The 20,810-nt window shown below is 71.3% G+C and carries 19 protein-coding genes; 9 read left to right on the top strand and 10 right to left on the bottom strand.

Annotated features, from left to right (window positions below):
* Window positions 1-22: 22 nt before the first annotated feature.
* Complete coding sequence (locus tag LZ017_RS01170; protein WP_241298215.1) at window positions 23-1,237, bottom strand: acetylornithine transaminase; 1,215 nt, start codon at window positions 1,235-1,237, stop codon at window positions 23-25.
* Window positions 1,238-1,634: 397 nt separating this feature from the next.
* On the opposite strand from LZ017_RS01170, the gene LZ017_RS01165 reads away from it, so the two are divergent.
* Complete coding sequence (locus LZ017_RS01165; RefSeq protein WP_241298213.1) at window positions 1,635-2,105, top strand: hypothetical protein; 471 nt, start codon at window positions 1,635-1,637, stop codon at window positions 2,103-2,105.
* A gap of 61 nt (window positions 2,106-2,166) precedes the next feature.
* On the opposite strand, the gene LZ017_RS01160 is transcribed toward LZ017_RS01165, so the two are convergent.
* Complete coding sequence (locus tag LZ017_RS01160; RefSeq protein ID WP_241298212.1) at window positions 2,167-2,733, bottom strand: YolA family protein; 567 nt, start codon at window positions 2,731-2,733, stop codon at window positions 2,167-2,169.
* A 243-nt stretch (window positions 2,734-2,976) separates the two neighbouring features.
* On the opposite strand from LZ017_RS01160, the gene LZ017_RS01155 reads away from it, so the two are divergent.
* On the top strand, window positions 2,977-3,489 hold the full coding sequence (locus LZ017_RS01155) for a GNAT family N-acetyltransferase (RefSeq protein ID WP_241298211.1): 513 nt from the start codon (window positions 2,977-2,979) through the stop codon (window positions 3,487-3,489).
* Between the two features lie 34 nt (window positions 3,490-3,523).
* On the opposite strand, the gene LZ017_RS01150 is transcribed toward LZ017_RS01155, so the two are convergent.
* Window positions 3,524-4,006, bottom strand: coding sequence for a MarR family winged helix-turn-helix transcriptional regulator (locus LZ017_RS01150; RefSeq protein WP_241298210.1), 483 nt, complete (start codon window positions 4,004-4,006; stop codon window positions 3,524-3,526).
* A 64-nt stretch (window positions 4,007-4,070) separates the two neighbouring features.
* Between LZ017_RS01150 and LZ017_RS01145 the strand changes: the two genes are divergently transcribed.
* From LZ017_RS01145 to LZ017_RS01130, 4 genes are all read left to right on the top strand, one after another.
* Complete coding sequence (locus LZ017_RS01145; protein WP_241298209.1) at window positions 4,071-4,565, top strand: carboxymuconolactone decarboxylase family protein; 495 nt, start codon at window positions 4,071-4,073, stop codon at window positions 4,563-4,565.
* Entirely contained in the window at window positions 4,562-5,023 is a 462-nt protein-coding gene (locus LZ017_RS01140; RefSeq protein WP_241298208.1) for a GNAT family N-acetyltransferase, read from the top strand. Before LZ017_RS01145 ends, LZ017_RS01140 begins: the two co-directional genes overlap by 4 nt.
* A gap of 8 nt (window positions 5,024-5,031) precedes the next feature.
* Window positions 5,032-5,655, top strand: coding sequence for an FMN-dependent NADH-azoreductase (locus LZ017_RS01135; protein WP_241298207.1), 624 nt, complete (start codon window positions 5,032-5,034; stop codon window positions 5,653-5,655).
* A 309-nt stretch (window positions 5,656-5,964) separates the two neighbouring features.
* Window positions 5,965-8,331, top strand: coding sequence for a TonB-dependent siderophore receptor (locus tag LZ017_RS01130; protein ID WP_241298206.1), 2,367 nt, complete (start codon window positions 5,965-5,967; stop codon window positions 8,329-8,331).
* A gap of 31 nt (window positions 8,332-8,362) precedes the next feature.
* On the opposite strand, the gene LZ017_RS01125 is transcribed toward LZ017_RS01130, so the two are convergent.
* On the bottom strand, window positions 8,363-8,785 hold the full coding sequence (locus tag LZ017_RS01125) for a cold-shock protein (RefSeq protein WP_241298205.1): 423 nt from the start codon (window positions 8,783-8,785) through the stop codon (window positions 8,363-8,365).
* Between the two features lie 165 nt (window positions 8,786-8,950).
* A complete protein-coding gene (locus LZ017_RS01120) occupies window positions 8,951-10,900 on the bottom strand; it encodes a S9 family peptidase (RefSeq protein WP_241298204.1) in 1,950 nt (649 codons plus the stop codon).
* 204 nt (window positions 10,901-11,104) lie between these two features.
* On the opposite strand from LZ017_RS01120, the gene LZ017_RS01115 reads away from it, so the two are divergent.
* From LZ017_RS01115 to LZ017_RS01105, 3 genes are read left to right on the top strand one after another with little or no spacing between them, the layout of a single operon-like run.
* Window positions 11,105-13,186 (top strand): S9 family peptidase, encoded by a 2,082-nt coding sequence (locus LZ017_RS01115; protein ID WP_241298203.1) that lies wholly within the window; start codon window positions 11,105-11,107, stop codon window positions 13,184-13,186.
* 10 nt (window positions 13,187-13,196) lie between these two features.
* A complete protein-coding gene (locus tag LZ017_RS01110) occupies window positions 13,197-13,682 on the top strand; it encodes a TRAP transporter small permease subunit (RefSeq protein WP_241298202.1) in 486 nt (161 codons plus the stop codon).
* Window positions 13,679-15,145 carry a TRAP transporter large permease subunit gene (locus LZ017_RS01105; RefSeq protein ID WP_241298201.1) on the top strand — a complete coding sequence of 489 codons (1,467 nt, stop codon included), beginning with the start codon at window positions 13,679-13,681 and terminating at the stop codon, window positions 15,143-15,145. Before LZ017_RS01110 ends, LZ017_RS01105 begins: the two co-directional genes overlap by 4 nt.
* A 76-nt stretch (window positions 15,146-15,221) precedes the next feature.
* Here LZ017_RS01105 and LZ017_RS01100 read toward each other — a convergent pair whose 3' ends face one another.
* The 5 genes from LZ017_RS01100 to LZ017_RS01080 all read right to left on the bottom strand — a co-directional run bounded on the left by LZ017_RS01100 (window position 15,222) and on the right by LZ017_RS01080 (window position 20,805).
* Window positions 15,222-15,638: an SRPBCC domain-containing protein gene (locus tag LZ017_RS01100; protein WP_241298200.1), complete on the bottom strand. Its 417-nt coding sequence runs from the start codon at window positions 15,636-15,638 to the stop codon at window positions 15,222-15,224.
* Between the two features lie 384 nt (window positions 15,639-16,022).
* Window positions 16,023-17,186, bottom strand: a complete 1,164-nt coding sequence (locus LZ017_RS01095) for a BMP family ABC transporter substrate-binding protein (protein WP_241298199.1) — start codon at window positions 17,184-17,186, stop codon at window positions 16,023-16,025.
* A gap of 55 nt (window positions 17,187-17,241) precedes the next feature.
* Window positions 17,242-18,162 (bottom strand): ABC transporter permease, encoded by a 921-nt coding sequence (locus tag LZ017_RS01090; RefSeq protein ID WP_241298198.1) that lies wholly within the window; start codon window positions 18,160-18,162, stop codon window positions 17,242-17,244.
* Entirely contained in the window at window positions 18,162-19,247 is a 1,086-nt protein-coding gene (locus tag LZ017_RS01085; RefSeq protein WP_241298197.1) for an ABC transporter permease, read from the bottom strand. The genes LZ017_RS01090 and LZ017_RS01085 overlap by 1 nt, the downstream gene beginning before the upstream one ends.
* Entirely contained in the window at window positions 19,234-20,805 is a 1,572-nt protein-coding gene (locus LZ017_RS01080) for an ABC transporter ATP-binding protein (protein ID WP_241298196.1), read from the bottom strand. Before LZ017_RS01080 ends, LZ017_RS01085 begins: the two co-directional genes overlap by 14 nt.
* Between the last annotated feature and the right edge of the window lie 5 nt (window positions 20,806-20,810).

Here is a 20,810-nt window from a genome sequence, read left to right as displayed (position 1 = left end):
CGCCCTGGCCGCGCGCGCCCGTTCAGTTGAGCGGCGCCGCCGTGGCGGCCTGCGCCTGCCACGCCGCCTCCAGCAGCTCCAGGCCCAGCGCAATTTCTTCCACGCTGCTGTTCAGACGCGGCATGAAGCGCAGGCAGTGCGGCCGGGCCGCGTTGAGCAACAGCCCCTGCTGGCGGGCCTCGCGGACGACCGCGGCGGCGCAATCGCTGCCCAGTTCCAGCGCCATCAACAGGCCCTCGCCACGCACCTCGCCCAGGCCATGGCGCGCCGAGAAGGCGAGCAGCCCCTGGCGCAGCTGCTCGCCGCGGGCGCGCACGCCGGCGAGGAACTCGGGGCGGCCGATCTCCTCCATCACCGCCAGGCTGGCCGCGGCCATCAGCGGATTGCCGGCATAGGTGCCGCCCTGGTCGCCATGCTGGAACACGCAGGCATGAGCCTGCGCCAGCACCGCCGAAATGGGCACGCCGCCGCCCAGCCCCTTGCCCAGCGTGAGGATGTCCGGCGTGACGCCGAAATGCTGGAAGCCGAAGAGCTGGCCCAGCCGCCCGCAGCCCGTCTGCACCTCGTCGAAGATCAGCAGCAGGCCGTGCTCGTCGCACAGCGCGCGCAGCGCCTGCAAGAACTCGCGCGTCGCCGGGCGCACGCCGGCCTCGCCCTGCACCGGCTCCAGCATCACGGCCACGCTGCGCTCGCTCAGCAGCGCGCGCACCGAGGCCAGGTCGTTGAGCCGCGCCTTCGCGAAACCGGGCATGCGCGGCGGGAAGAGCTCGTCCCAGCCCGGCTTGCCGCTGGCCGCCATGGTGGCCAGGTTGCGGCCGTGGAAGCCGTTCTCGAAGGTGATGATCTCGGCCGCCCCCGCCCGATGCAGACGCCCCCATTTGCGTGCCAGCTTGATCGCGCATTCATTCGCCTCGGCCCCCGTGCTGCCGAAGAAGGCCTGGTGCATGCCGCTGGCCGCGCACAGCCGCTCGGCCAGTTGCAGCGACGGCAGGTTGTACAGCGCCGGGCTGGGCGTCAGCAGCAGCCCGGCCTGGGCCTGCAGCGCCCGGGCCAGCTGCGGTGGACAGTGGCCCAGCGCGTTGACGGCCCACCCCTGCAGCCAGTCCAGGTAGCGCCGGCCGGCGGCATCCCACAGCCAGGCGCCGTCGCCACGCACGAACACCTCGGCGGGACGCTCGGTGATGGGCATCAGGCGATGCGGCTGGGTGGGCAGGGAGGAGTGAGGCTGGGCTTGCATCCGTCGGGTCCTTTCAAAGGCTTGGGGGGTGGGTGGAAAAACAAAAAGGCCACGGGGGGAACCGTGGCCTTTCGGGGGAGATCGGGGAGGACTGTCTGGCTAGGTCCTCATCGCGCGTCTCTCGCCTGCAGGGCACGGCACGAGCGAACGGGCTCGTGCAGCTCGTGCAGCTCGGGCGAAGGCGGGGGCGACAGACGCGAAGGACATGGGCCGAGTGTAGGGGCAGACGGGGCGTCGCGGGCCGCCATGCGAACAGGCCTCGCTTTGGCGCGTTGTTCGCGGCTTCCGTGGCGAAAGGGGCGTGAGAGATTGGCACCCTGGGCCCCAGGCATCGGCAATCCGGCCGCGGCCCGGCATGCGCGCCGCCACGGCCGCCTGCAGTCAGGGAGGAACAAGCATGAAGATCGACACCGGAGCGAGCGCGCTGTATGCAGCGCAGCGCGCATCCCCGTCCGCGGCGGCCGGCGCCGCCAGGAAACCCGCCTCGGCCGCGGCCGATGACGAGCGCAACGCCGCCGGCACGGCGGCCGGCGCGCGCAGCGATGCGGGCGCCGCGGCGTCCGTGGACTTCAGCCGCATGACGCGCCAGGACCTGCGCGAATGGGTCAACGCGCAGCTGAGCCAGGGCAAGCTCTCGCTGGACGACAGCTTTCCCTTCATGGCGATGACCCTGAAGATGCCCGTGTCCGGCGGCACCGGCGAAGTGCCGGCCGAGACCGATGGCGAGCGCATGGACTTCCGACAACACGCCCAGGATGGCCTCGCGTTCGCGCGCGCGAACAACGACACGGCCACGATGAAGATGCTGCAGTCGGCGCTGCGCATCATGGGCCAGCAGCAGGGCCAGGGCCTGGACCTGCGCGCCTAGGACGGCGCCGTGCCGGGGTCCCGCCCCGGCCGTGGCCGTGGCGCCTTCGATCGTCGCCGGATCAGAGAATGCTGATTTGCACCGCGAGGGTGTTCCACGGCGAATTGGTCGACGTGTTCTGGTAGCGGAACAGCCCGCTCTGGTGGCCGTCCAGGTTGTACTCGTTCAGGAAGCCCACCACGGTCTGCCCAGGGGTGCAGGGCCAGGTGTAGGAGCCGCCGGTCACGCAGACCGGCGTGGACGCATACCGCGCCGACGCGGGCAGCACGCCCCCGTTCATCCACGCGACGCGGGCGCTGCCATAGCCTATCTCCAGCACCGCGGCGCGCAGCTGCGCCCCGCCATGGTTGCAGCTGGTCACGGACCGACCGGCCGTGTACTCCCAGTTGCAGTTGGACGAGCCCACCGCATACACCCACATCTGCGTCAGCGGCGGGGCCGGGGCGCGCAGGCTGCCCGGCGCTTCGGCGGCGGTCGGCGGCGCCGGCAAGGGCTGGCTCAGGCTGGACGGGCTGGGCATGGCCGACATGGCCGGCTCCGTGCGCGGCGGCTCCTGGGCCTGCGCATCGGCCCCCAGGGCCACGAGGATGGCGGCGGACAGCACCGCCAGGTAAATGGTCGTTTTCATCAGGAATCTCCCCTGCGAGACGGTCGTCATGGCATTCAAGGTGGATCGGGCGCCCCCCGTCCGGCCCGCTCCGGGCCTGAGGTCGGGGCGTGCCGGCAGCTTGGACCGACCGCAAGGCCATCACAACTGCGGGCCTGGGTAGTTGCCGCCTACGCGCTGGCGCGGCGCGTGCGGGATCACCCCGGCTTGTGCCGCCCTGCGCCGGCCCCTACAACAGAAGCCGGACAAGCTGCAGGAGTGCCGATGCCGGAGGAGTCCGTCCCCCTGGGGGGCCACGCAGGCCTGGTGCTGCGCGAGCCCCGGCCCGCGGACCTGGACCATGTGGTGCGCCGCCACGGCCGGATCTATGCCCAGGAGTACGGGCTGAACGCCGATTTCGAGGCGCTGGTGGCCGGGATCGTCGCGGCCTTCGCGCGCGACCGGGACCCACGCTGCGAGCGCGGCTGGATCGCCGAGCGCCACGGCGAGGTGCTGGGCGCGGTCTTCGTGACGCGCCGCGACGAAACCACCGCGCAGCTGCGCCTGCTCTACGTCGAGGCCGACGCGCGCGGCCAGGGCCTGGGGCGCGCGCTGCTGGACGAGGCGCTGTGCTTCGCGCGCGCGGCGGGCTATCGCCAGATGCAGCTATGGACCAGCAGCCGGCTGGTCGATGCGCGCCGGCTCTATGAGCACGCCGGCTTCCGCCTGATCGCCGAGGAGGCCCAGCACCGCTTCGGCCAGGACCAGCGGAGCCAGACCTGGAGCCTGGCGCTGTAGCAGGCCAAGCGCAGGGCGTGACCCGCGGCGCGGTTCAGTCGCCACCGCCCTCGCCCAGCGCCACCTGCACCAGCCAGCGCCGCACGGCCTTTTCCTCGCGCTCGCCCAGACCGTCCAGCAGGCTGGCTTCCACCGGCGCCACCGCGGCCTTGCACTGGGCCAGGCGCTTGCGGCCCTCGGCGCTGATCTCGATCAGCTGAATGCGGCCATGCTGGGGATGCGGGCGGCGCTGCACCCAGCCCGCCCTCTCCAGGTTGGCGACGATCACGCTCATGGTCTGCGGCGTCAGCAGCGACAGCCGCGCCAGCTCCGCGCCGGAGGCACCGGGATAGGCCGCCAGCATGGTCAGCACCGAAAACTGCGGCAGCGTCGCGCCGGCCGCGGCCAGCGCCTTTTCCATGCGGATGCGATGCGCGGCATGCGCCTGGCGCAGCAGGTAGCCGATATGGCCCTGCTCGCCACGCCGGCCTTCGCCGATGGCGGGAATCTCGGGTCGCGGGTCGTCGGCCTTGCGCATGATGTAAGAGTTCGAATACACTGAGAATGTTCGAATTCTAACATTCACCAAGGAGTACCGTCGCATGCACACGCCCCATGCCGCCCGCCAGGACTGGGCCACGTTCGAAAAGGCCGCGCCGGCCGTGATCACCGCGCTGCGCGCGCTGGGCCAGGCGGTGGACGCCTCGGGGCTGGAGAAGCCGCTGACCGAGCTGATCAAGCTGCGCGCCTCGCAGCTCAACGGCTGCGCCTTCTGCCTGCAGTTCCACCTGAACCTGGCGCGCAAGCTGGGCCTGGCGCCGGCCAAGATCGACCTCGTCCATGTCTGGGAAGAGGTGGACCTCTTCACGCCGCGCGAACGCGCCGCGCTGGCCTGGACCGATGCGCTGACGCGCATGGGCGAGGCCCCGCCGTCCGACGCCGTCTACGCGCAGCTGCAGGCCCAGTTCAGCGCCAGCGAGATCGCCTTCCTGAGCAGCGCCATCGCGGCCATCAACGCCTGGAACCGCCTGGCCGGCGGCCTGCGTTTCGCGCCGCCCATCCCGGCGGAACGGCTGGCCGACGGAGCCCAGGGATGAGCGCCGCCGACGCGCCGTTGCTGCGCGAGGTGGAGCGGGAGGACGAGGTGCTGGCGCTGTTCCCGCTGATGGCCCAGCTGCGCCCGCACCTGGCCTCGGCCGAGGAGTTTTTGCAGCGGTGGCGGCGCCAGTCGGCCGAGGGCTATCGGCTCGTCGCGCTCTACCGCGAAGACGCGGGCGGCGACCTCCAACCAGAAGCGCTAGCCGGCTACCGCGTGCAGGAGAACCTGGTGCATGGCCGCTTCCTCTACCTGGACGACCTCGTCACCGACCAGCGCCTGCGCAGCCGCGGCCACGGCGAGCGTCTGATCCGTCATCTGCGCGAGCTGGCGCCCCGCCTGGGATGCGGCAAGCTGGTGCTGGACACGCCGCTGAGCAATGCGCTGGGCCAGCGCTTCTACTTCCGCATGGGGCTGCTGGCCAGCGCGCTGCGATTCAACCAGCCGCTGCCCGCCTGAGCCGCGCCATGCCCTCCTTGCTCCATGTCGCGGCCAGCCCGCACGGCGCGGACTCGCGCAGCGCCCGGGCCGGTGCCGCGCTCGTGGCCCATCTGCGCGGCCAGCGCGCCGACCTGGCCCTGCGGCTGCGCGACCTCGCCCGCGATCCACCGCCCCATCCGGACGCCGCCTTCGCCGCCGCCAGCCTGGCCGACGCCGCTCAGCGCAGCGCCGAACAGCACCCGGCACTGGCGCTGTCGGAAGCGCTGATTGCCGAGCTGGAAGCGGCCGACGCGCTGCTGATCACCACGCCCATGCACAACTACGCGCCGCCGTCCATGCTCAAGGCCTGGGTGGACCTGGTGCTGCGCCCGGGCCGCAGCTTCGCGGGTTCGCCGCAAGGCAAGAAGGGACTGCTGCGCGACCGCCCGGTCTGGCTGCTGGTCAGCTGCGGCGGCCAGCTGCAGCGCAGCGACGGGCGGGGGCCGTGGCAGCCGGACTGGGTCACGCCCTATCTGCGCGAGGTGCTGGCCACGCTGGGCCTGCATCGCGTCCAGGCCCTGGTGCTGGAAGGCGCCCACCGCGGGCCCGAGGTGCAGCAGCAGGCTCAGCGCGCGCTGGACGGCTGGATCGCCGCGCAGCGCTGGGACTGAGCCGTGCGACGCTTGCGCTGTGTCAAACAGCCGTCATGGGCGCCATGCACAATGCAAGGCATCCGAGGCGACCAACCGGCTGCGACATAGGGCAGAGTCTGGAACCCGTCACCAGCGCCTGGATATCCCCGGCCACCCCGAGTCATCGTTGGGTGGCTTTTCTATTTGGGGGATCGGATGGCCCCCATGCCGACGGTCATGCCCCGCGGGTAAAGAATGTTGTCCGCAGCCCACAGGCCCGCGGGCCCATGCGATGCTTGCGCCCCGCACGGAATCAAGAAGCATCCGGGCGCCGACCGACATCTCCGCATGAACGCCTCCTCCCGTCTGACGCTGGGCGCCCTGGCCCTTCTTCCCGCACTGGCCTGCGCCCAGAGCGCCGCTCCCGCCACCACCCCGCCCGCCGACGATCCGCCGCCGGCGCCGCGCCAGGCAAGACCTGACCCCAAGCCCGCTCCCGCGCCGGCCAGCAAGCCGTCCTCCGCCGCCAAGGACGGCGCGAACGAGCGCACCGAGCGGCTGGACCGCGTCGAGCTGCAGGGCAGCGCCAGCGACGACACGCTGCGCCGCGCGTCCACCGCGGCCAAGATCGTGATCGGCCGCGAGGAAATCGAGCGCTTCGGCGACAGCAGCATCGGCGAGGTGCTCAAGCGCCTGCCCGGCGTCACCACCGGCGGCCGGCCCGGACGCGGCGGCGAGATCCGCATGCGCGGCATGGGCGGCGGCTACACGCAGATCCTGGTCAACGGCGAGCGCATGCCGCCGGGCTTCTCGCTGGACCAGCTGCCGCCGGAGCAGATCGAGCGCATCGAGATCATGCGCGCGCCGACCGCCGAATACGGCGCGCGCGCCGTGGCCGGCACCATCAACGTCGTGCTGCGCGAGGCGCTGCAGCGCCGGCTCAACGAGCTGCGCGCGGGCTTCCAGCTCGAGCGCGGGCGGCTCTCGCCGGGCTTCAGCTGGACGCGCAACGACAAGCTGGACGACCAGGGCGGCGCCTACAACCTGACCGTCAACGCGATGCAGGGCAAGCGCTACGACGACGTGCACAACGAGACGCTGACGCGTGCGCTGGACCGTGGCACCGAACGCCTGCTGGTCAACCGCGGCCAGAGCGAGGACGATCGGCGCAGCCTGAACCTGACGGCACGCCTGCAATGGCGCCTGGGCCAGGGCAGCACGCTGGCGCTGCAGCCCTTCGTCGTCGTCAACCGCGGCAACACCGACGGCGCCTTCAACCAGACGCAAACGCCGCGCGCCCTGCCGGGCGATCCGGACTACTACAACTTCGACCAGGTGCAGACCGAGGGCCACAACCGCTTCACGATGATGCGGCTGAACGGCCAGTGGTCGCAGCGCCTGGACGAGGCCTCGCGCCTGGAGCTGCGCGCCGGCGTGGGCCGTGCCCGCAGCAATGGCGACACCGACCGCCTGGAGTCGCTCGCCGGCACCGTGAAGCGCGAGCAGCTGGACCACACGGAGAGCCGCAACCGTTCGTGGAGCCTGAACGGCAAGTACTCGCACCAGTTCGAGAACGAACACAGCCTGGTGATGGGCCTGGAAGGCGAAGGCATGAGCAGCGACCAGACGCGCACCTGCCTGCAGAACGGGCTCAGCTGCGCCTATCTGCTGGACTTCGGCGACGACCTGGACGCGGCGACGCAGCGCGTCGCCGTCTATGCCCAGGACGAATGGAGCATGGGCCCGCAATGGTCCTTCTACGCCGGCCTGCGCTGGGAGCAGATCCGCACCGAGAGCAAGGCCAAGAACTATGCGGTGAGCAACAGCGCGGGCGTGACCACGCCGCTGCTGCACGCGGTCTACAAGCTGGACGAAAAGCGCCGCGACCAGATCCGCATGAGCCTGACGCGCAGCTACAAGTCGCCCAATCTGCAGGACCTGATCGCGCGCCCCAGCATCAACTCGCAATACCCCTGCCTGCCCAGCCAGCCCTGCGGCCCCAACGAGATCAACTACCCCGACCGCATGGGCAACCCGCTGCTCAAGCCCGAACTGGCCACCGGCGTGGACATCGCCTACGAGAAATACCTGGCCAAGGGCGGCATTCTGAGCGCCAACTTCTTCGTGCGCCGCATCCAGGACCTGATCCGCAACCAGCCCGAGCTGGAGGACGTCAGCTGGGCGCCGGTGCAGCGCTGGGTCTCGCGCCCGCGCAACATCGGCAACGCGCGCACCATGGGCGTGGAGCTGGAGGCCAAGTTCCGGCTCGACGAATATGTCGACGAGGCCTGGCCGGTCAACATCCGCAGCAACCTCAGCCTGTTCCGTTCGCGCGTGGACGGCATCCAGGGCCCCAACAACAAACTGGACCAGCAGCCCGACTACACGCTCAACCTGGGCGCCGACTACAAGCTGCGCAGCCTGCCGCTGAGCGTGGGCGCAAGCCTGAACTACACGCCCGCCAACACCATCCAGCAGACCGTGCTCAGCGAAGCCAGCAGCACGCACAAGCGCGTGCTGGACGCCTTCGTGGCCTGGCAGGTCAACCGCGACACGCTGCTGCGCCTGTCGGCCAGCAACCTGGCGCCGCTGGACTACAACACCGGCAGCATCACCTACGCACCCACCCTGCTGAACCCGACGCGCGAGATCATCAGCCAGAACCTGGGCCGCAGCTTCACTGTCTGGCAGTTGCGCCTGGAAATGAAGATCTGAGCGCCGGCCTCCCGGCCGGCCGGCCCGCGATTCAGCGCGTCAGCGCCCGCGTGCTCCCGTGCTGGGCCAGCTTGCTGGCGTCCGGGACCTGGGGCCACAGCATCCAGCCCAGGCCGGCGACCAGCGCCAACCCGGCCAGCCACAGCCAGACCGCCCCGCTGCGCCGCCGCTGAGCGATGGACGGCGGACGGCTGGTACTGGGCCGCGGCGCACGCGCCGGCTGCAAGGCCTTGTGCAATTCCACGCGGCGCAGGCGCTGCAGCTTCACCGCCTGCTTGCGCCCGTCACTTCTGGACACAATTTCAAAGCTCAGCCGCTCCCCTTCCTGCGGGGCTTCGCCATCCATCGGAAAGGCGGAGATGTGGACAAACAGCGGCTCGCCGCCCTGCTGGGGCATCACCGAGCCGTGGCCGCGCTCGGCGTACCAGGTGTGCAAAGTGCCTTCGAATCGCATCGCGGGTCCCAATCGACAAATGGGCCGCGGTACATCGCTGCGGCCCTGGTCGCGCATGGTGGCGCCCGCGTGCGGCCCCGGAGAAACCATTTGTAATCGCCGCAACGCAGGACGCCGGGCGGTGCCCGGCGTCCGTTCAGGAGGATCCTCGGCCTGCGGCGGCGCTCAGACGCCCGGCTTCAGGTATTTGTCCAGGAACTCCCGCATGCGGCGGTTGGCCTCGATCTGGTTCTTCTTCTTCGAGAAGCCATGGCCCTCGTCGTCGAACACCAGGTATTCCACCGGCACGCCGTTCTTCTTCACCGCGTCGACGATCTCGTCGCTCTCGGGCTTGATCACGCGCGGGTCGTTGACGCCCTGGATCACCATCAGCGGCTTGCGGATCTCCTTGGCGTGGAACAGCGGCGAGGTGGCGATCAGGAAGTCCTTGTCCTTCACCGGATCGCCCACCTCCTGGTAAAGCGCCTTGCGAAAGCTCTCCCAGTACGGCGGGATGGACTCCAGCGTGCGCAGCCAGTTGCTGACGCCGAAGATGTCGATGCCCACCTTGAAGGCCTCGGGACGGAAGGCCAGCGCCGCCAGCGTCATGTAGCCGCCGTAGCTGCCGCCCATGATGCCGATGCGCTCGGGGTCGATCACGCCGGTGGCGGCGAGGAAGGTCTTGGCTTCGATGCAGTCCCACAGCGGCTCGCGGCCGTGCCTGCCGTCGTCGGCGGTGAAGAAGCTCTTGCCATAGCCCGAGCTGCCGCGGTTGTTGATGCCCAGCACCGCGTAGCCGTGGTTGGCCAGGTACTGCATCAGCGCCGAATAGCCGCGCATGGTCTGCCCGCCAGGGCCGCCATGGACGAAGACCACCGCCGGCACCCGGTTCGTCGGCGAGGCTTCCTTGGGCTGGTAGTAGACCGAGGGAATCACCATGCCGTCGAAGGACTTGAAGCGCACGATGCGCCCTTCGACCAGCTCGTTGGGGTCGATGTCCTTGGACAGGCTCTGCGTCAGCTGACGCGCCTGCTTGCTGGCGAAGTCATAGACGAAGAGATTGCTGGGCGAGCGGTCGCCGTTGACGTAGAAGGCCATCTTGCGCCCGCTGTCGGAGAAGCGGACGCCGCGGATCTCGCCGCCGGGCAGCTGCGGCAGCGGCAGCTCACGCTCCACCTCGCCCTGCCGCTCGCGCAGCTTGATCACGATGCTGGCGTCGGCGTTGATGCCGGTGACGCGGTAGCGGCCGTTCTCGGAGAAGTCGGTGTAGACGATGTCCCAGTCGGCCTTCTCGAACTCGCGCATCGTGCCGCTGTCCAGGTCGTAGGCCAGCAGCCGCGCGAACTCGGCGCCGTCGTTGCTGCTGATGATCAGGCGGCGCGACGCCGGGTCGAAGGTCACCGGCGCATAGCTGGCCACGCCCTCGTGCTTGCTCAGGTGGCGCGTCTCGCCGCTGCGCGTGTCGTGCAGGTAGACGTCGGAGTCGGCCGTGGTGTTGGTCTTGCCCAGCGCGATCCAGCGCCCGTCCGGGCTGACGTCGGCCACGCTCATGCCGGTCTCATTCTTGTAGATCATCTGGCGGGCATAGCCGCGCGCGTCGTAGCGGTAGACGTCGAAGTAGCGCGCGTCGCGTTCGTTGGTGGCGACCAGGAAACTGGCCTTGTCGCCGGACCAGCCGATGAAGCGCGCCTTCAGCTTCTCGCCGGGGGTCAGGTCTTTCTCGCTGCCGTCGAGCTCGCGCACGTACAGGTGGTTGAGCTCGTTGCCGCCCTGGTCGCGGGTGTAGAGGATGCGGTCGTCCTGGGGGAAATAGCCCACCGCGTAGTGGCTGTCGGTCTTGGACTGGGTCAGCGCGGTCGGCGCGCCGCCGGCCACCGGCATGCTGTAGACGTTGACGATGCCGCTCTCGTTGCTGTGATAGAGGATGCGCGACTCGTCGTGCGAGAACGAGGCGCCCCCCAGCGAAACGGTGGCCATGAACTGCTCGATGCTGTAGCGCTTGGCCGCGCGCGGTGCGGCGGCGCCGGTCTCCGCGCGCGCCGCCGCGGGCGCGGCGCTCACCGGCGCGGCCGCCCACGCGGCCAGCATCAGCGCCCCGGCCATCGCGGCCGGGCGCCAGAAGGTCTTGTGCTTCATCGTTTCTCCTCCTTTGGGGGTTCTCCCCGCATCGACAGGTCCGCCCGCGACGACGGGCGGGGGGCCACGCCCGGGTCTCGGGACGTGCCGGGCACTATAGGCAGGGCCGGCCGGCTTGGCCATGGGGGCACGACAGACCGCATCCCGCGCCGATCAGCGCACGCCCGGATGGGCGCAAGCGTCGGCGCGCGCGACACTTGCCCCATGAGCCCACGCACCCCACGCCGCCCCGCCCCCCTGGATGTCGATGCCCTCTGGTCCCTGGCCCGCCCGGGCGCCATCAGCCTGTCGCCGGACGGGCGCCGGCTGGTCGCCTCGGTCAGCCAGCCATCGATGGACGACAACCGCAGCAGCACCCAGCTGTGGCTGATGGACTGCGACGGCCGCGCCGCACCGCGGCGGCTGACCCAGTGCGGCGAACGCGACAGCGCCCCCGCATGGTCGCCGCGAGGCGACCGCATCGCCTTCCTCGCGCGCCGCGAGCAGCAGGGCCGCAAGGACGAGGCCGCGCAGCTCTACCTCATCCCCGCCGACGGCGGCGAGGCCTGGCGCGCGAGCGACTTCGCGCCGGGGTTGAACGCCTTCAAGTGGATGCCAGACGGACGGCGCGTGGTCTTCAGCGCCTGGGTCTGGCCCGGGCTGCGCGGCGCCGCGGCGCAGAACAAGGCCCAGCGCGCCTTCGATGCGCGCAAGGAGAGCGGCTACCTGACCCGCGAAGCCTTCTACCGCCACTGGGACAGCCACCTGCCCATGGGCCGCGTCCAGCACCTGCTGATGCTGGACCTGGCCAGCGGCCGCGTCACCGACCTGTTCGAAGGGCTGGATTGCGAGCTGCCGCGCGACAGCAGCAGCGCCTCGGTCTTCGACATCCATCCGGACGGCCAGCGCATCGCCTTCATCCTGGACCCGGCCGCCACGCAGCGTCCGGGCAACCGCTGCGCGCTCGCCGAGCTGGAGCTGTCCGGCCGCCGGCCGCGCCTGCGCCTGCTCGTCGACGACGCGCGCTGGGACCTGGCCGCGCCCCGCTACCGGCCCGACGGCCAGGCGCTAGCCTTCACCGCCACCGAGGTGGGCCGTCGCCACACCGCGTTGGCCCGCCCGGCGCTGCTGGCGCCGGGCAAGACCTGGCAGCTGCTGGGTGGGGACGACTGGGACCTCTATGCCGACGCCCCGCTGCGCTGGCGCGCCGACGGCTCGGCGCTGCTGTTCAGCGCCGAGTCGCGCGGGCGCAACCCGCTGTGGTCGCTGGATCCGGACAGCGGGCGGCTGGAACGCCTGGTCGAGGACGGCTGGGTGCAGGACTTCGACCTCGCCGGCTCCACGCTCGCGCTGCTGCGCGACAGCGCCAGCCACCCGGCGCGCGTCGAGGTGCGCCAGGAGGGCGGCCGCGCCGGCTGGCGCCGCCTGGACCGCTTCAACGACGCGCGGCTGGCGCGCCATGCGCTGGGCACGCTGCGCGAGGTCTGGCTCAAGGGCGCGCAGGGCGAGCCGGTGCAGCTGTGGCTCACGCTGCCGCCCGGCTACGACGCCAAGAAAAAGCACCCGGTGATGCATGTGATCCACGGCGGCCCCTATGCCGCCGCAGGCGACACCTGGAGCTGGCGCTGGAACACCCAGGTGCTGGCCTCGCGCGGCCATGTGGTGGCACAGCTGAACTACCACGGCTCCAGCGGCTTCGGCTTCGCCTTCCGCGACAGCATCATGGGCCGCCAGGGCCAGCTGGAGCAGCAGGACCTGGAGGCCGCGACCGACTGGCTGCGCCGCCAGCCCTGGGTCGACAAGACCCGCATCAGCGCCACCGGCGGCAGCTACGGCGGCTTCCTGGTGGCCTGGCTCAACGGCCACGCACGCGCCGGCCGCTACCGCAGCTTCGTCTGCCATGCCGGCGTGTTCGACCGCGTTGCCACCTCCAGCGCCGACTCCTACCTGCAGCGCCCGCGCGACCTGCATGCGCAGTGGTGGGCCTCGCCCGAGGACTTCCAGCGCGTGCTCGCGCAGAGCCCGCACAGCGCCGCCGCGCGCATGAGCACGCCCACGCTGGTGATCCACGGCGCGCAGGACTACCGCGTACCCGACACCAACGGTCTGGCCTACTACAACCTGCTGCAGGCGCGCGGCATCCCCACCCAGCTGCTCTGGTTCCCCGACGAGAACCACTGGGTGCTCAAGCCGCGCAACTCGCGCCTCTGGTACACGACGGTGCTGGACTGGGTGCAGGCCCATGAGCGCGACGCCCCCGCGGCCAAACAGCCCGCGCGGGCCTCCCGCAAGAAGGCCGGCCCATGAGTTCCCACGCATGAGGCCACTGCCACCAGCGCAGCGATCGGCGCGCCTCGCCGGCGCGCTGGACCGGCTCTGCGACGCGCTGGCCTGGCTGGCCCTGCCCTTCACGCTGCTGCTGGCGCTGCAATGGCCGCTGCGCCAGACCGGCTGGGTGTCGCCGGCGCTGGCCAACGACCTGGCGCAATGCCTGTTCGCGGTCCTGGTCGCCACGGCGCTGCGCGTGGCCGGTGCGCGCGGGGCCCACCTCGGCAGCTCCCACCTGCCGCCGCGCGCGCCACGGCTGTTGCAGGGCGCGGTGCTGCTGCCCTGGTGCCTGGCCAACCTGCTGCTGGCCGCGCCGGGGGCCTGGCAGTCGCTGCGCCAGTGGGAGCGCTTTCCCGAGACCTTCAGCCCCGGCTACTTCATCATCAAGCTGGCCCTGCTGCTGATGCTCGCGCTGCTGGCGCTGCAGACCCTGGCCGCGCTGGCCGCGCCGCGCAGCCGCGCCGCCCCGCCATGAGCGCCGCGCTGGCGCCCGCCCCGCTCTTCGGCCTGGCGCTGTTCGGCCTCGCGCTGGGGCTGATGCTGTGGGCGCGCTGGCCGGTCTACGCGGCCTTGATCGCCTGCTCGGTCTGGGGCGGCGCGGCGGGCATGCTGCTGGGCTGGGTGGAGCCCGGGCTGGTGCAGGCGCTGCCGATCCGGCTGTCGGGCCTGCTGGAACACGATCTGCTGCAGGCCCTGCTGCTGTACGCACTGCTGGGCGCGGGGCTGCGCGAGCTGGGCCTGGCGCAGGCCTGGATCGCCGCCGTCGCGCGCCGTCTGGGCGGCGGGCCGCGCGCCAGCGCGCTGGCCGTGCTGGGCTTTGCCGCGCTGTCGGCGCCGATGAACGGCTCGGTCGCCGCCAGCCTGGCGATGCTGCGCCGCGGCGCGGGCCCCGCCCTCGCGGGCTGGCCGCCGGCCCGCGCCAGCGCGCTGCTGGCGGCGGCCAGCACGCTGGGCCTGCTACTGCCGCCCTCGCTGGTCCTGCTGCTGTGCAGCGACGCGATGATGCGCGCGCACACCGAGGCCCTGGGCCGGCTGGGCGCCAGCGCCGGCCTGGCGCGCGTGATGAACAACCAGGACCTGCTGTGGGCCGCGTGGCGCCCGGCCGGCCTGGTGCTGCTGGGCTTCGCGCTGCTGATCCTGCTGCGCCGCCCGGCGGCGCGGGCAAGCCCTGACCCCCGCCAGCACGCGGCCACCACCGCATGGCAGCCGCTCGCGTTCACGCTGCTGGTGCTGCTGATGCTGGCCGGCGTGGTCCAGGGCTGGTGGCTGGCCGTCGAGGCGGCGGCGATGAGCGGCTGCGCGCTGCTGGCGGCCGGCATCGCCGGCGGGGCGCTGAAGGGACGGCTGCGCGCGCTGCTGGCGCAGGCCATGCAGACCGCCGGCCTGCTCTTCGGACTGCTGGTCGGCGCGACCAGCTTCACCTGGCTGCTGCGCGCGCTGGGCAGCGACGCCTGGCTGCAGCGGGCGCTCGAGGCCAGCCCCTGGGGGCCCGGCGCGACCCTGGCGCTGGCGCTGGCCGTGCTGCTGCTCTGCGGCCTGGTGCTGGACGCCTTCGAGCTGATCTTTCTCGTGCTGCCGCTGCTGATGCCGCCGCTGCTGACGCAGCAGCCCCATGCGCCCTGGGTCGCGGTGCTGGCGCTGCTGGTGCTGCAGCTGGGCTATCTGTTGCCGCCGCTGGGCTACGCGCTGCTGGCCGTGCGCGGCCAGGCCGCCGACCGCGCCGACACGGAGGCTCCTCCGCCGCTGCACGCGCTCGCCCGCGAGGCCGCCCCCTACGCCGCGGTGATCGCCATGGTCCTCGCCGCCGTGCTCGCCTGGCCCCAGGCCCTGTGCGGCCCGCCGCCCCGGCTCGACGCCCCCACGCTCAGCGACGAGGAAGCGATGCAGGAGTTGCTCAGGCAGGCCGAGCCGCCGGCCAGCGTGGCCGGCAACGAATAGGACCGACAGCAAGGCCGAACCCGCGCACCGGAGCGCGCGGCCTGGGGCATGCGGGCGGTCGGGCGGGATGGCAGGCTTACTGCGACGCCAGCTTGCCCTTCACATGGCGGGCGAAGCTGTCCAGGATGGCTTGCCAACCGGTGCGCTGCTGCTCTTCCGAGTGGGTCGGTTCGCCGTCGAAGGTGACCGTGACGAGGACGCCAGGACCTTGCTCCGCGAAACGCACCAGGGCCGCGCGTTCGCCGAAGGTGTATTCGATCCGCTCGTGATGGACGATGTGGGTGTACTGACCCGCGAAGTCGAAGCCCAAGGACCCGTCCTTGGCTTCCATGCGCGAGGAAAACAGGCCGCCCGGACGCAGGTCGACGGTCGAGGCGGTCGTGTGCCAGTCCGGTGAGGCGGCGTTCCAGGCCTTGATGTCGTCCGGCGTGGTGTAGGCCCGCCAGACCTCGTGCATCGGTCCTTCGACCAGGGTGGAGACGGTAATTTTCATGGTCACTCCGGGGCGCTCTGCTGCGCGTTTGGTCAGGCCTAAGGACGACGAAGCCACGTCCCAGGGCGTCGATGCGCCACGACGGGTGGGGTGCGAAATCATCCCGCGGCGGCCCGACGGAAGGGAAACGGCCGTGGGCGAGATTAACCGAGTCGGGCTAGATTGGGCCCAGCGCGTGGCCCCCGTCCACGCCCTCGCCCTCGCCCTCGCCGAGCGTCCCGCGTTGGCCCGGCCGGTGTCGCCTCGGTGCTTCACGCCATGGGCCGGGCCGCGGGCCACAACGAACAACGCCCCGGCCACCCACCCCTGTCGGGGGCGAGCGGTCCGGGGCGGCGCGGCCTTCCGGCGCGAGGGCTCCAGCCGCCGCGCCGGTCGGGCCTCGGCTTACTTGCCGGTCGGCACCTTGCCTTCCACGCCCTTGACGTAGAAGTTGATGCCGGAGAGGAACTTGTCGTCGGCGACCTGGTCCTTGGCGAGCACATCCTTGCCGTCCTGGCCGGCGATGGGGCCCTTCCAGATCACGAAGCTGCCGTCCTTCAGGCCGGCGCGGGCCTGCTCGACGCGCGCCTTCACGTCCGCGGGCACGGCGTCGCTGATCGAGACCAGGTCGATCGCGCCTTCCTTCACCCCCCACCAGCTGTGCTTGCCGGCGCCGGCGCTCCACTTGCCGTCCAGCGCCTCGCGCACCGCGGCGATGTAGTACGGCGTCCAGTTGATCACCGCCGAGCCCAGGTGGGCCTTGGGGCCGTAGGCGGTCATGTCGGAATCCCAGCCGAAGGCGTACTTGCCGTTCTTCTCGGCGGTCTGCAGCACGGCGCTGGAGTCGGTGTTCTGCATCAGCACGTCGGCGCCGCCGTTGATCAGGGTCTGCGCGGCATTGGTTTCCTGGGGCGGGTTGAACCATTCGTTCACCCACACCACCTTGACCTTGACCTTGGGGTTGGAGCTCTGCGCACCCAGCGTGAAGCTGTTGATATTGCGGATCACCTCGGGAATGGGGATGGAGCCGACCACGCCCAGCGTGCCGGTCTTGGTCATCGCGCCGGCCACCACGCCGGCCAGGTAGGCGCCTTCATAGGTGCGCGAGTCGTAGGTACGCATGTTGTCGGCCTGCTTGTAGCCGGTGGCATGCTCGAACTTCACGTCCTTGGTGTCGGCGGCCACCTTGAGCATGGGCTCCATGTAGCCGAAGGTGGTACCGAAGATCAGCTTGTTGCCCTGGCCCACCATGTCGCGGAACACGCGCTCGGCGTCCGCGGCCTCGGGCACCTTCTCGACGAAGCTGGTCTGGATCTTGTCGCCGAACTCCTTCTCCAGCGCCTTGCGCGCGTTGTCGTGCGCGAAGGTCCAGCCGCCGTCGCCCACCGGCCCGACGTAGGCGAAGGCGATCTTCAGCGGCTCGGCCTTGGCCGCCGGGGCGGCCTCGGACGCGGGCGCGGCCGGCGCGGCGGCTTCTTCCTTCTTGCCGCAGGCGGCCAGGGCCAGCGTGGCGGCGGCCAGCGCGCTGAACTTCAGCCAGTGACGACGGGGCGTGGAGCGAAGGGTCATGGGGAACTCCGTGGATGGATGGAAAGCGTGGGGAAGACGGTCGGGCCCGGAATGCTCAGGCACCCGGGAAGAAGGGTTTGCCCAGCGAAGCCGGCATGTTGGCACGGATGAAGCTCTCGTTGCGCGAGATCAGCACCAGCACGACGATGGTGGCCAGGTAGGGCAGCATGCTCAGGAACTGGCTGGCCACCTGCACCCCCTGACCTTGCAGGTGGAATTGCAGCATGGTCACGCCACCGAACAGATAGGCACCGAGCAAGACCCGTGCCGGACGCCAGGTCGCGAAGCTGGTCAGCGCCAGCGCGATCCAGCCCTTGCCGGCGATCATGCCTTCCACCCACAGTGGCGTGTAAATCACCGAGCAGTAGGCGCCGGCCAGCCCGCACAGCGCGCCGCCGGCCAGCACCGCCAGTAGCCGGATGCGCCGCACCGGGTAGCCCAGCGCATGCGCCGATTCGGGCGACTCGCCCACCGCGCGCAGCACCAGCCCGGCGCGCGAGCGGTAGAGGAACCAGGCCAGCCCGGCGGTCAGCGCCATCGCCAGGTAGACCATGGGATGCTGGCGGAACAGCGCCGGCCCGATGAAGGGAATGTCGGCAAGACCTGGCACCGCGAAGCTGGGCCGGTCGGCGAGCTTGGCCTGCACATAGCCCTGGCCGACGAAGGCCGAAAAGCCGGCGCCGAACAGGCTCAGCGCCAGCCCGGTCGCGTACTGGTTGGTGTTGAGATAGATCGCCAGCAGCGCGAAGGCCAGCGCCAGCAGCGCGCCCGCGCCCATGCCGGCGACAAAGCCCAGCAGGTCGCTGCCACTGTGCACCGCGGTGGCGAAGCCGGCGATCGCGGCCACCAGCATCATGCCCTCGGCGCCCAGGTTCACGACCCCGGCGCGTTCGTTGATCAGCAGGCCCAGCGCCGCCAGCGCGACCAGGGTGCCGGCGTTGAGCGTGGAGCCCAGCAGGAGCGCCCAGGATTCCATCAGGCTTCTCCCTTGGTGGTCAGCGGCTGGCGCGGCGTCCAGCGCAGCCGATAGTGGATCAGGCAGTCCGAGGCCAGCAGGCTGAACAGCAGCAGCCCCTGGAACACGCCGGTCAGCGCCTTGGGCAGGCCCAGGCGCGACTGCGCCAGCTCGCCGCCGATGTAGAACATGCTCATCAGCACCGACGAGAACACGATGCCCACCGGGTGCAGCCGGCCGACGAAGGCGACGATGATGGCCGCGAAGCCATAGCCCACCGGCACATAGGGCGTCAGCTGCCCCAGCGGACCGGCCGCCTCCAATGCACCGGCCAGGCCGGCCAATGCACCAGACAGGCCCAGCGCGCCCCACAGCGCGGCACGCGACGAGAAGCCCGCATAGCGCGCCGCCGCCGGCGCCAGCCCACCCACCTGCAGCGCGAAGCCGCGCAGCGAGCGGAACAGCAGCCACCACACCGCGCCCACCGCGGCCAGCGCGATGACGAGGCCGATGTGCAGCCGCGTGCCGTCGTAGAGCTTGGGAATCTTGGTCACCGGCAGGAAGCTGATGGTCTGCGGGAAGTTGTAGCCCGCCGGGTCTTTCCAGGGCCCGTAGACCAGGTAGCCCAGCAGCAGCTCGGCGACATAGACCAGCATCAGGCTGACCAGGATCTCGTTGGCATGGAAGCGGTCGCGCAGCGCCGCGACGATGGCCGCCCAGCCCAGCCCGCCCAGCATGCCGGCCACGAGGATGGCGACGACGATGCCGCGCCCGGTGTCCGGCCCGGCCTGCATCGCGACCCAGCCGCCGGCCATCGCGCCGACGATGAACTGCCCTTCGGCACCGATGTTCCAGACATTGGCGCGGAAGGCCACCGCCAGCCCCAGCGCGATCAGCGCCAGCGGCGTGGCCTTGAGCCCCAGCTCGCCCAGCGCGTAGCTGTTGCGCAGCGGCTCCCAGAAGAACATGCGCAGGCCCTGCAACGGGTCCTTGCCCAGCATCAGGAAGAGCGCGACGCCGATCAGCGTGGTGGTGGCCAGCGCGATCAGCGGCGACGCGATGGACATGCGCGCCGAGGGCTGCGGACGCGGCTCAAGCTTCAGCATGGCCCGCCTCCGTCGCCGTCGTGAGGGTGGAGGCGGCCGCGCCGGGCGCGCCGTCCCACAGGCCGCTCATCCACAGCCCGATCTGGGCCACCGTGGTCTGCGCGGGGCTGACGGCCGGCGACAGCGCGCCGCGCGCGATCACCACCAGGCGGTCGCTGATCTCGAACAATTCTTCCAACTCCTCGCTGACCACCAGGATGGCGCAGCCGGCGTCGCGCAGCGCCAGCAGCTCGCCGCGGATCTGCGCCGCCGCGCCCACGTCCACACCCCAGGTCGGCTGGGACACCAGCAGCACCCGAGGGCGGGCCGAGATCTCGCGGCCCATGATGAATTTCTGCAGGTTGCCGCCGGACAGGCTGCGCGCCGCCGCGTCCGGGCCGGCCGCGCGCACGCCAAAGCGCTGGATCAGCGTCTGGGCGAGCTCGCGGCAGCGGCGCGGCGACACATGGCCCAGCAGGCCCACCGGTTCGCGCCGCGTCAGCAGCGTGTTCTGCGCCAGCGACAGCGTGGGCACGGCGCCACGCCCCAGGCGCTCCTCCGGCACATGGTGCAGCCCCAGCTGGCGCCGCCGCCCGGGCCCGAGGCGGCTGATGTCCACCGGCCCGCGCGGCCCGCCTTCCAGCCACAGGCTGCCGGGGGCGAGGCGCCGGTCCTCGCCGGACAGCGCCGCCATCAGCTCCGCCTGGCCGTTGCCGGACACACCGGCCACGCCCAGGATCTCGCCCTGGCGCAGCGTCAGGTCCAGGCCCTGAAGCACGGTGCCGAAGGGATCGCGAGGCGCCAGGCTGAGCTGGTGCAGGCGCAGCGCGGCCGCGCCGGCCTGCGACGCACGCGGCTGGTGCTTGGGCGGCTCGGCGCCGATCATCAGCTGCGACAGCTGGGCGCTGCTCTGCGTGCGCGGGTCCACCTCGCCGGTGACGCGGCCGCCGCGCAGCACGGTGCAGCGCTGGCACAGCGCGCGGATCTCGTCCAGCTTGTGGCTGATGTAGAGGATGGCGCAGCCCTCGTCGGAGAGCCGGCGCAGCGTCGCGAACAGCTTCTCGACCGCCTGGGGCGTCAGGACCGAGGTGGGTTCGTCCAGGATCAGCAGACGCGGCTCGGTCAGCAGCGCGCGCAGGATCTCCACGCGCTGGCGCTCGCCCACCGACAGCGAATGCACCGGCCGCTCGGGGTCCAGCTCCAGCCCGTACTGGTGGGCCAGCCGGTCCACGCGTTCGCGCACCTGGTCCAGCGACAGCGCCTTGTCCAGGCCCAGCCAGATGTTCTGCGCCGCGCTCAGCGAGTCGAACAGCGAGAAGTGCTGGTAGACCATGCTGATGCCCAGCTGGCGCGCCTGCGCCGGGCTGCGCAGGCGTTGCGGCTGGCCGTCCCACAGCACCTGGCCGGCGTCGGGCGGCACGGCACCGTAGATGATCTTCATCAGGGTGGACTTGCCGGCGCCGTTCTCGCCCAGCACCGCGTGGATCTCGCCGGGCATCACGCTCAGCGAGATGTCGTCGTTGGCCCGCACGCCCGGGTACTGTTTGCAGATGCCGCGAAGTTCCAGGCGTGGGGTCATTCTTG

Source organism: Pelomonas sp. CA6 (assembly GCF_022549225.1).
GTDB lineage: Bacteria > Pseudomonadota > Gammaproteobacteria > Burkholderiales > Burkholderiaceae_C > Roseateles.
This window is presented reverse-complemented; position numbering and strand designations above follow the sequence as displayed.

What these genes read in the sequence shown, in the direction of transcription:
- LZ017_RS01150 (WP_241298210.1), bottom strand. Translation starts at nt 4,006, where the DNA reads ATGCGCAAGGCCGACGACCCGCGACCCGAGATTCCCGCCATCGGCGAA.
- LZ017_RS01115 (WP_241298203.1), top strand. Translation starts at nt 11,105, where the DNA reads ATGAGCCCACGCACCCCACGCCGCCCCGCCCCCCTGGATGTCGATGCC.
- LZ017_RS01095 (WP_241298199.1), bottom strand. Translation starts at nt 17,186, where the DNA reads ATGACCCTTCGCTCCACGCCCCGTCGTCACTGGCTGAAGTTCAGCGCG.
- LZ017_RS01145 (WP_241298209.1), top strand. Translation starts at nt 4,071, where the DNA reads ATGCACACGCCCCATGCCGCCCGCCAGGACTGGGCCACGTTCGAAAAG.
- LZ017_RS01165 (WP_241298213.1), top strand. Translation starts at nt 1,635, where the DNA reads ATGAAGATCGACACCGGAGCGAGCGCGCTGTATGCAGCGCAGCGCGCA.
- LZ017_RS01110 (WP_241298202.1), top strand. Translation starts at nt 13,197, where the DNA reads ATGAGGCCACTGCCACCAGCGCAGCGATCGGCGCGCCTCGCCGGCGCG.
- LZ017_RS01130 (WP_241298206.1), top strand. Translation starts at nt 5,965, where the DNA reads ATGAACGCCTCCTCCCGTCTGACGCTGGGCGCCCTGGCCCTTCTTCCC.
- LZ017_RS01160 (WP_241298212.1), bottom strand. Translation starts at nt 2,733, where the DNA reads ATGAAAACGACCATTTACCTGGCGGTGCTGTCCGCCGCCATCCTCGTG.
- LZ017_RS01090 (WP_241298198.1), bottom strand. Translation starts at nt 18,162, where the DNA reads ATGGAATCCTGGGCGCTCCTGCTGGGCTCCACGCTCAACGCCGGCACC.
- LZ017_RS01155 (WP_241298211.1), top strand. Translation starts at nt 2,977, where the DNA reads ATGCCGGAGGAGTCCGTCCCCCTGGGGGGCCACGCAGGCCTGGTGCTG.
- LZ017_RS01135 (WP_241298207.1), top strand. Translation starts at nt 5,032, where the DNA reads ATGCCCTCCTTGCTCCATGTCGCGGCCAGCCCGCACGGCGCGGACTCG.
- LZ017_RS01105 (WP_241298201.1), top strand. Translation starts at nt 13,679, where the DNA reads ATGAGCGCCGCGCTGGCGCCCGCCCCGCTCTTCGGCCTGGCGCTGTTC.
- LZ017_RS01140 (WP_241298208.1), top strand. Translation starts at nt 4,562, where the DNA reads ATGAGCGCCGCCGACGCGCCGTTGCTGCGCGAGGTGGAGCGGGAGGAC.
- LZ017_RS01170 (WP_241298215.1), bottom strand. Translation starts at nt 1,237, where the DNA reads ATGCAAGCCCAGCCTCACTCCTCCCTGCCCACCCAGCCGCATCGCCTG.
- LZ017_RS01125 (WP_241298205.1), bottom strand. Translation starts at nt 8,785, where the DNA reads ATGCGATTCGAAGGCACTTTGCACACCTGGTACGCCGAGCGCGGCCAC.
- LZ017_RS01100 (WP_241298200.1), bottom strand. Translation starts at nt 15,638, where the DNA reads ATGAAAATTACCGTCTCCACCCTGGTCGAAGGACCGATGCACGAGGTC.
- LZ017_RS01120 (WP_241298204.1), bottom strand. Translation starts at nt 10,900, where the DNA reads ATGAAGCACAAGACCTTCTGGCGCCCGGCCGCGATGGCCGGGGCGCTG.
- LZ017_RS01085 (WP_241298197.1), bottom strand. Translation starts at nt 19,247, where the DNA reads ATGCTGAAGCTTGAGCCGCGTCCGCAGCCCTCGGCGCGCATGTCCATC.
- LZ017_RS01080 (WP_241298196.1), bottom strand. Translation starts at nt 20,805, where the DNA reads ATGACCCCACGCCTGGAACTTCGCGGCATCTGCAAACAGTACCCGGGC.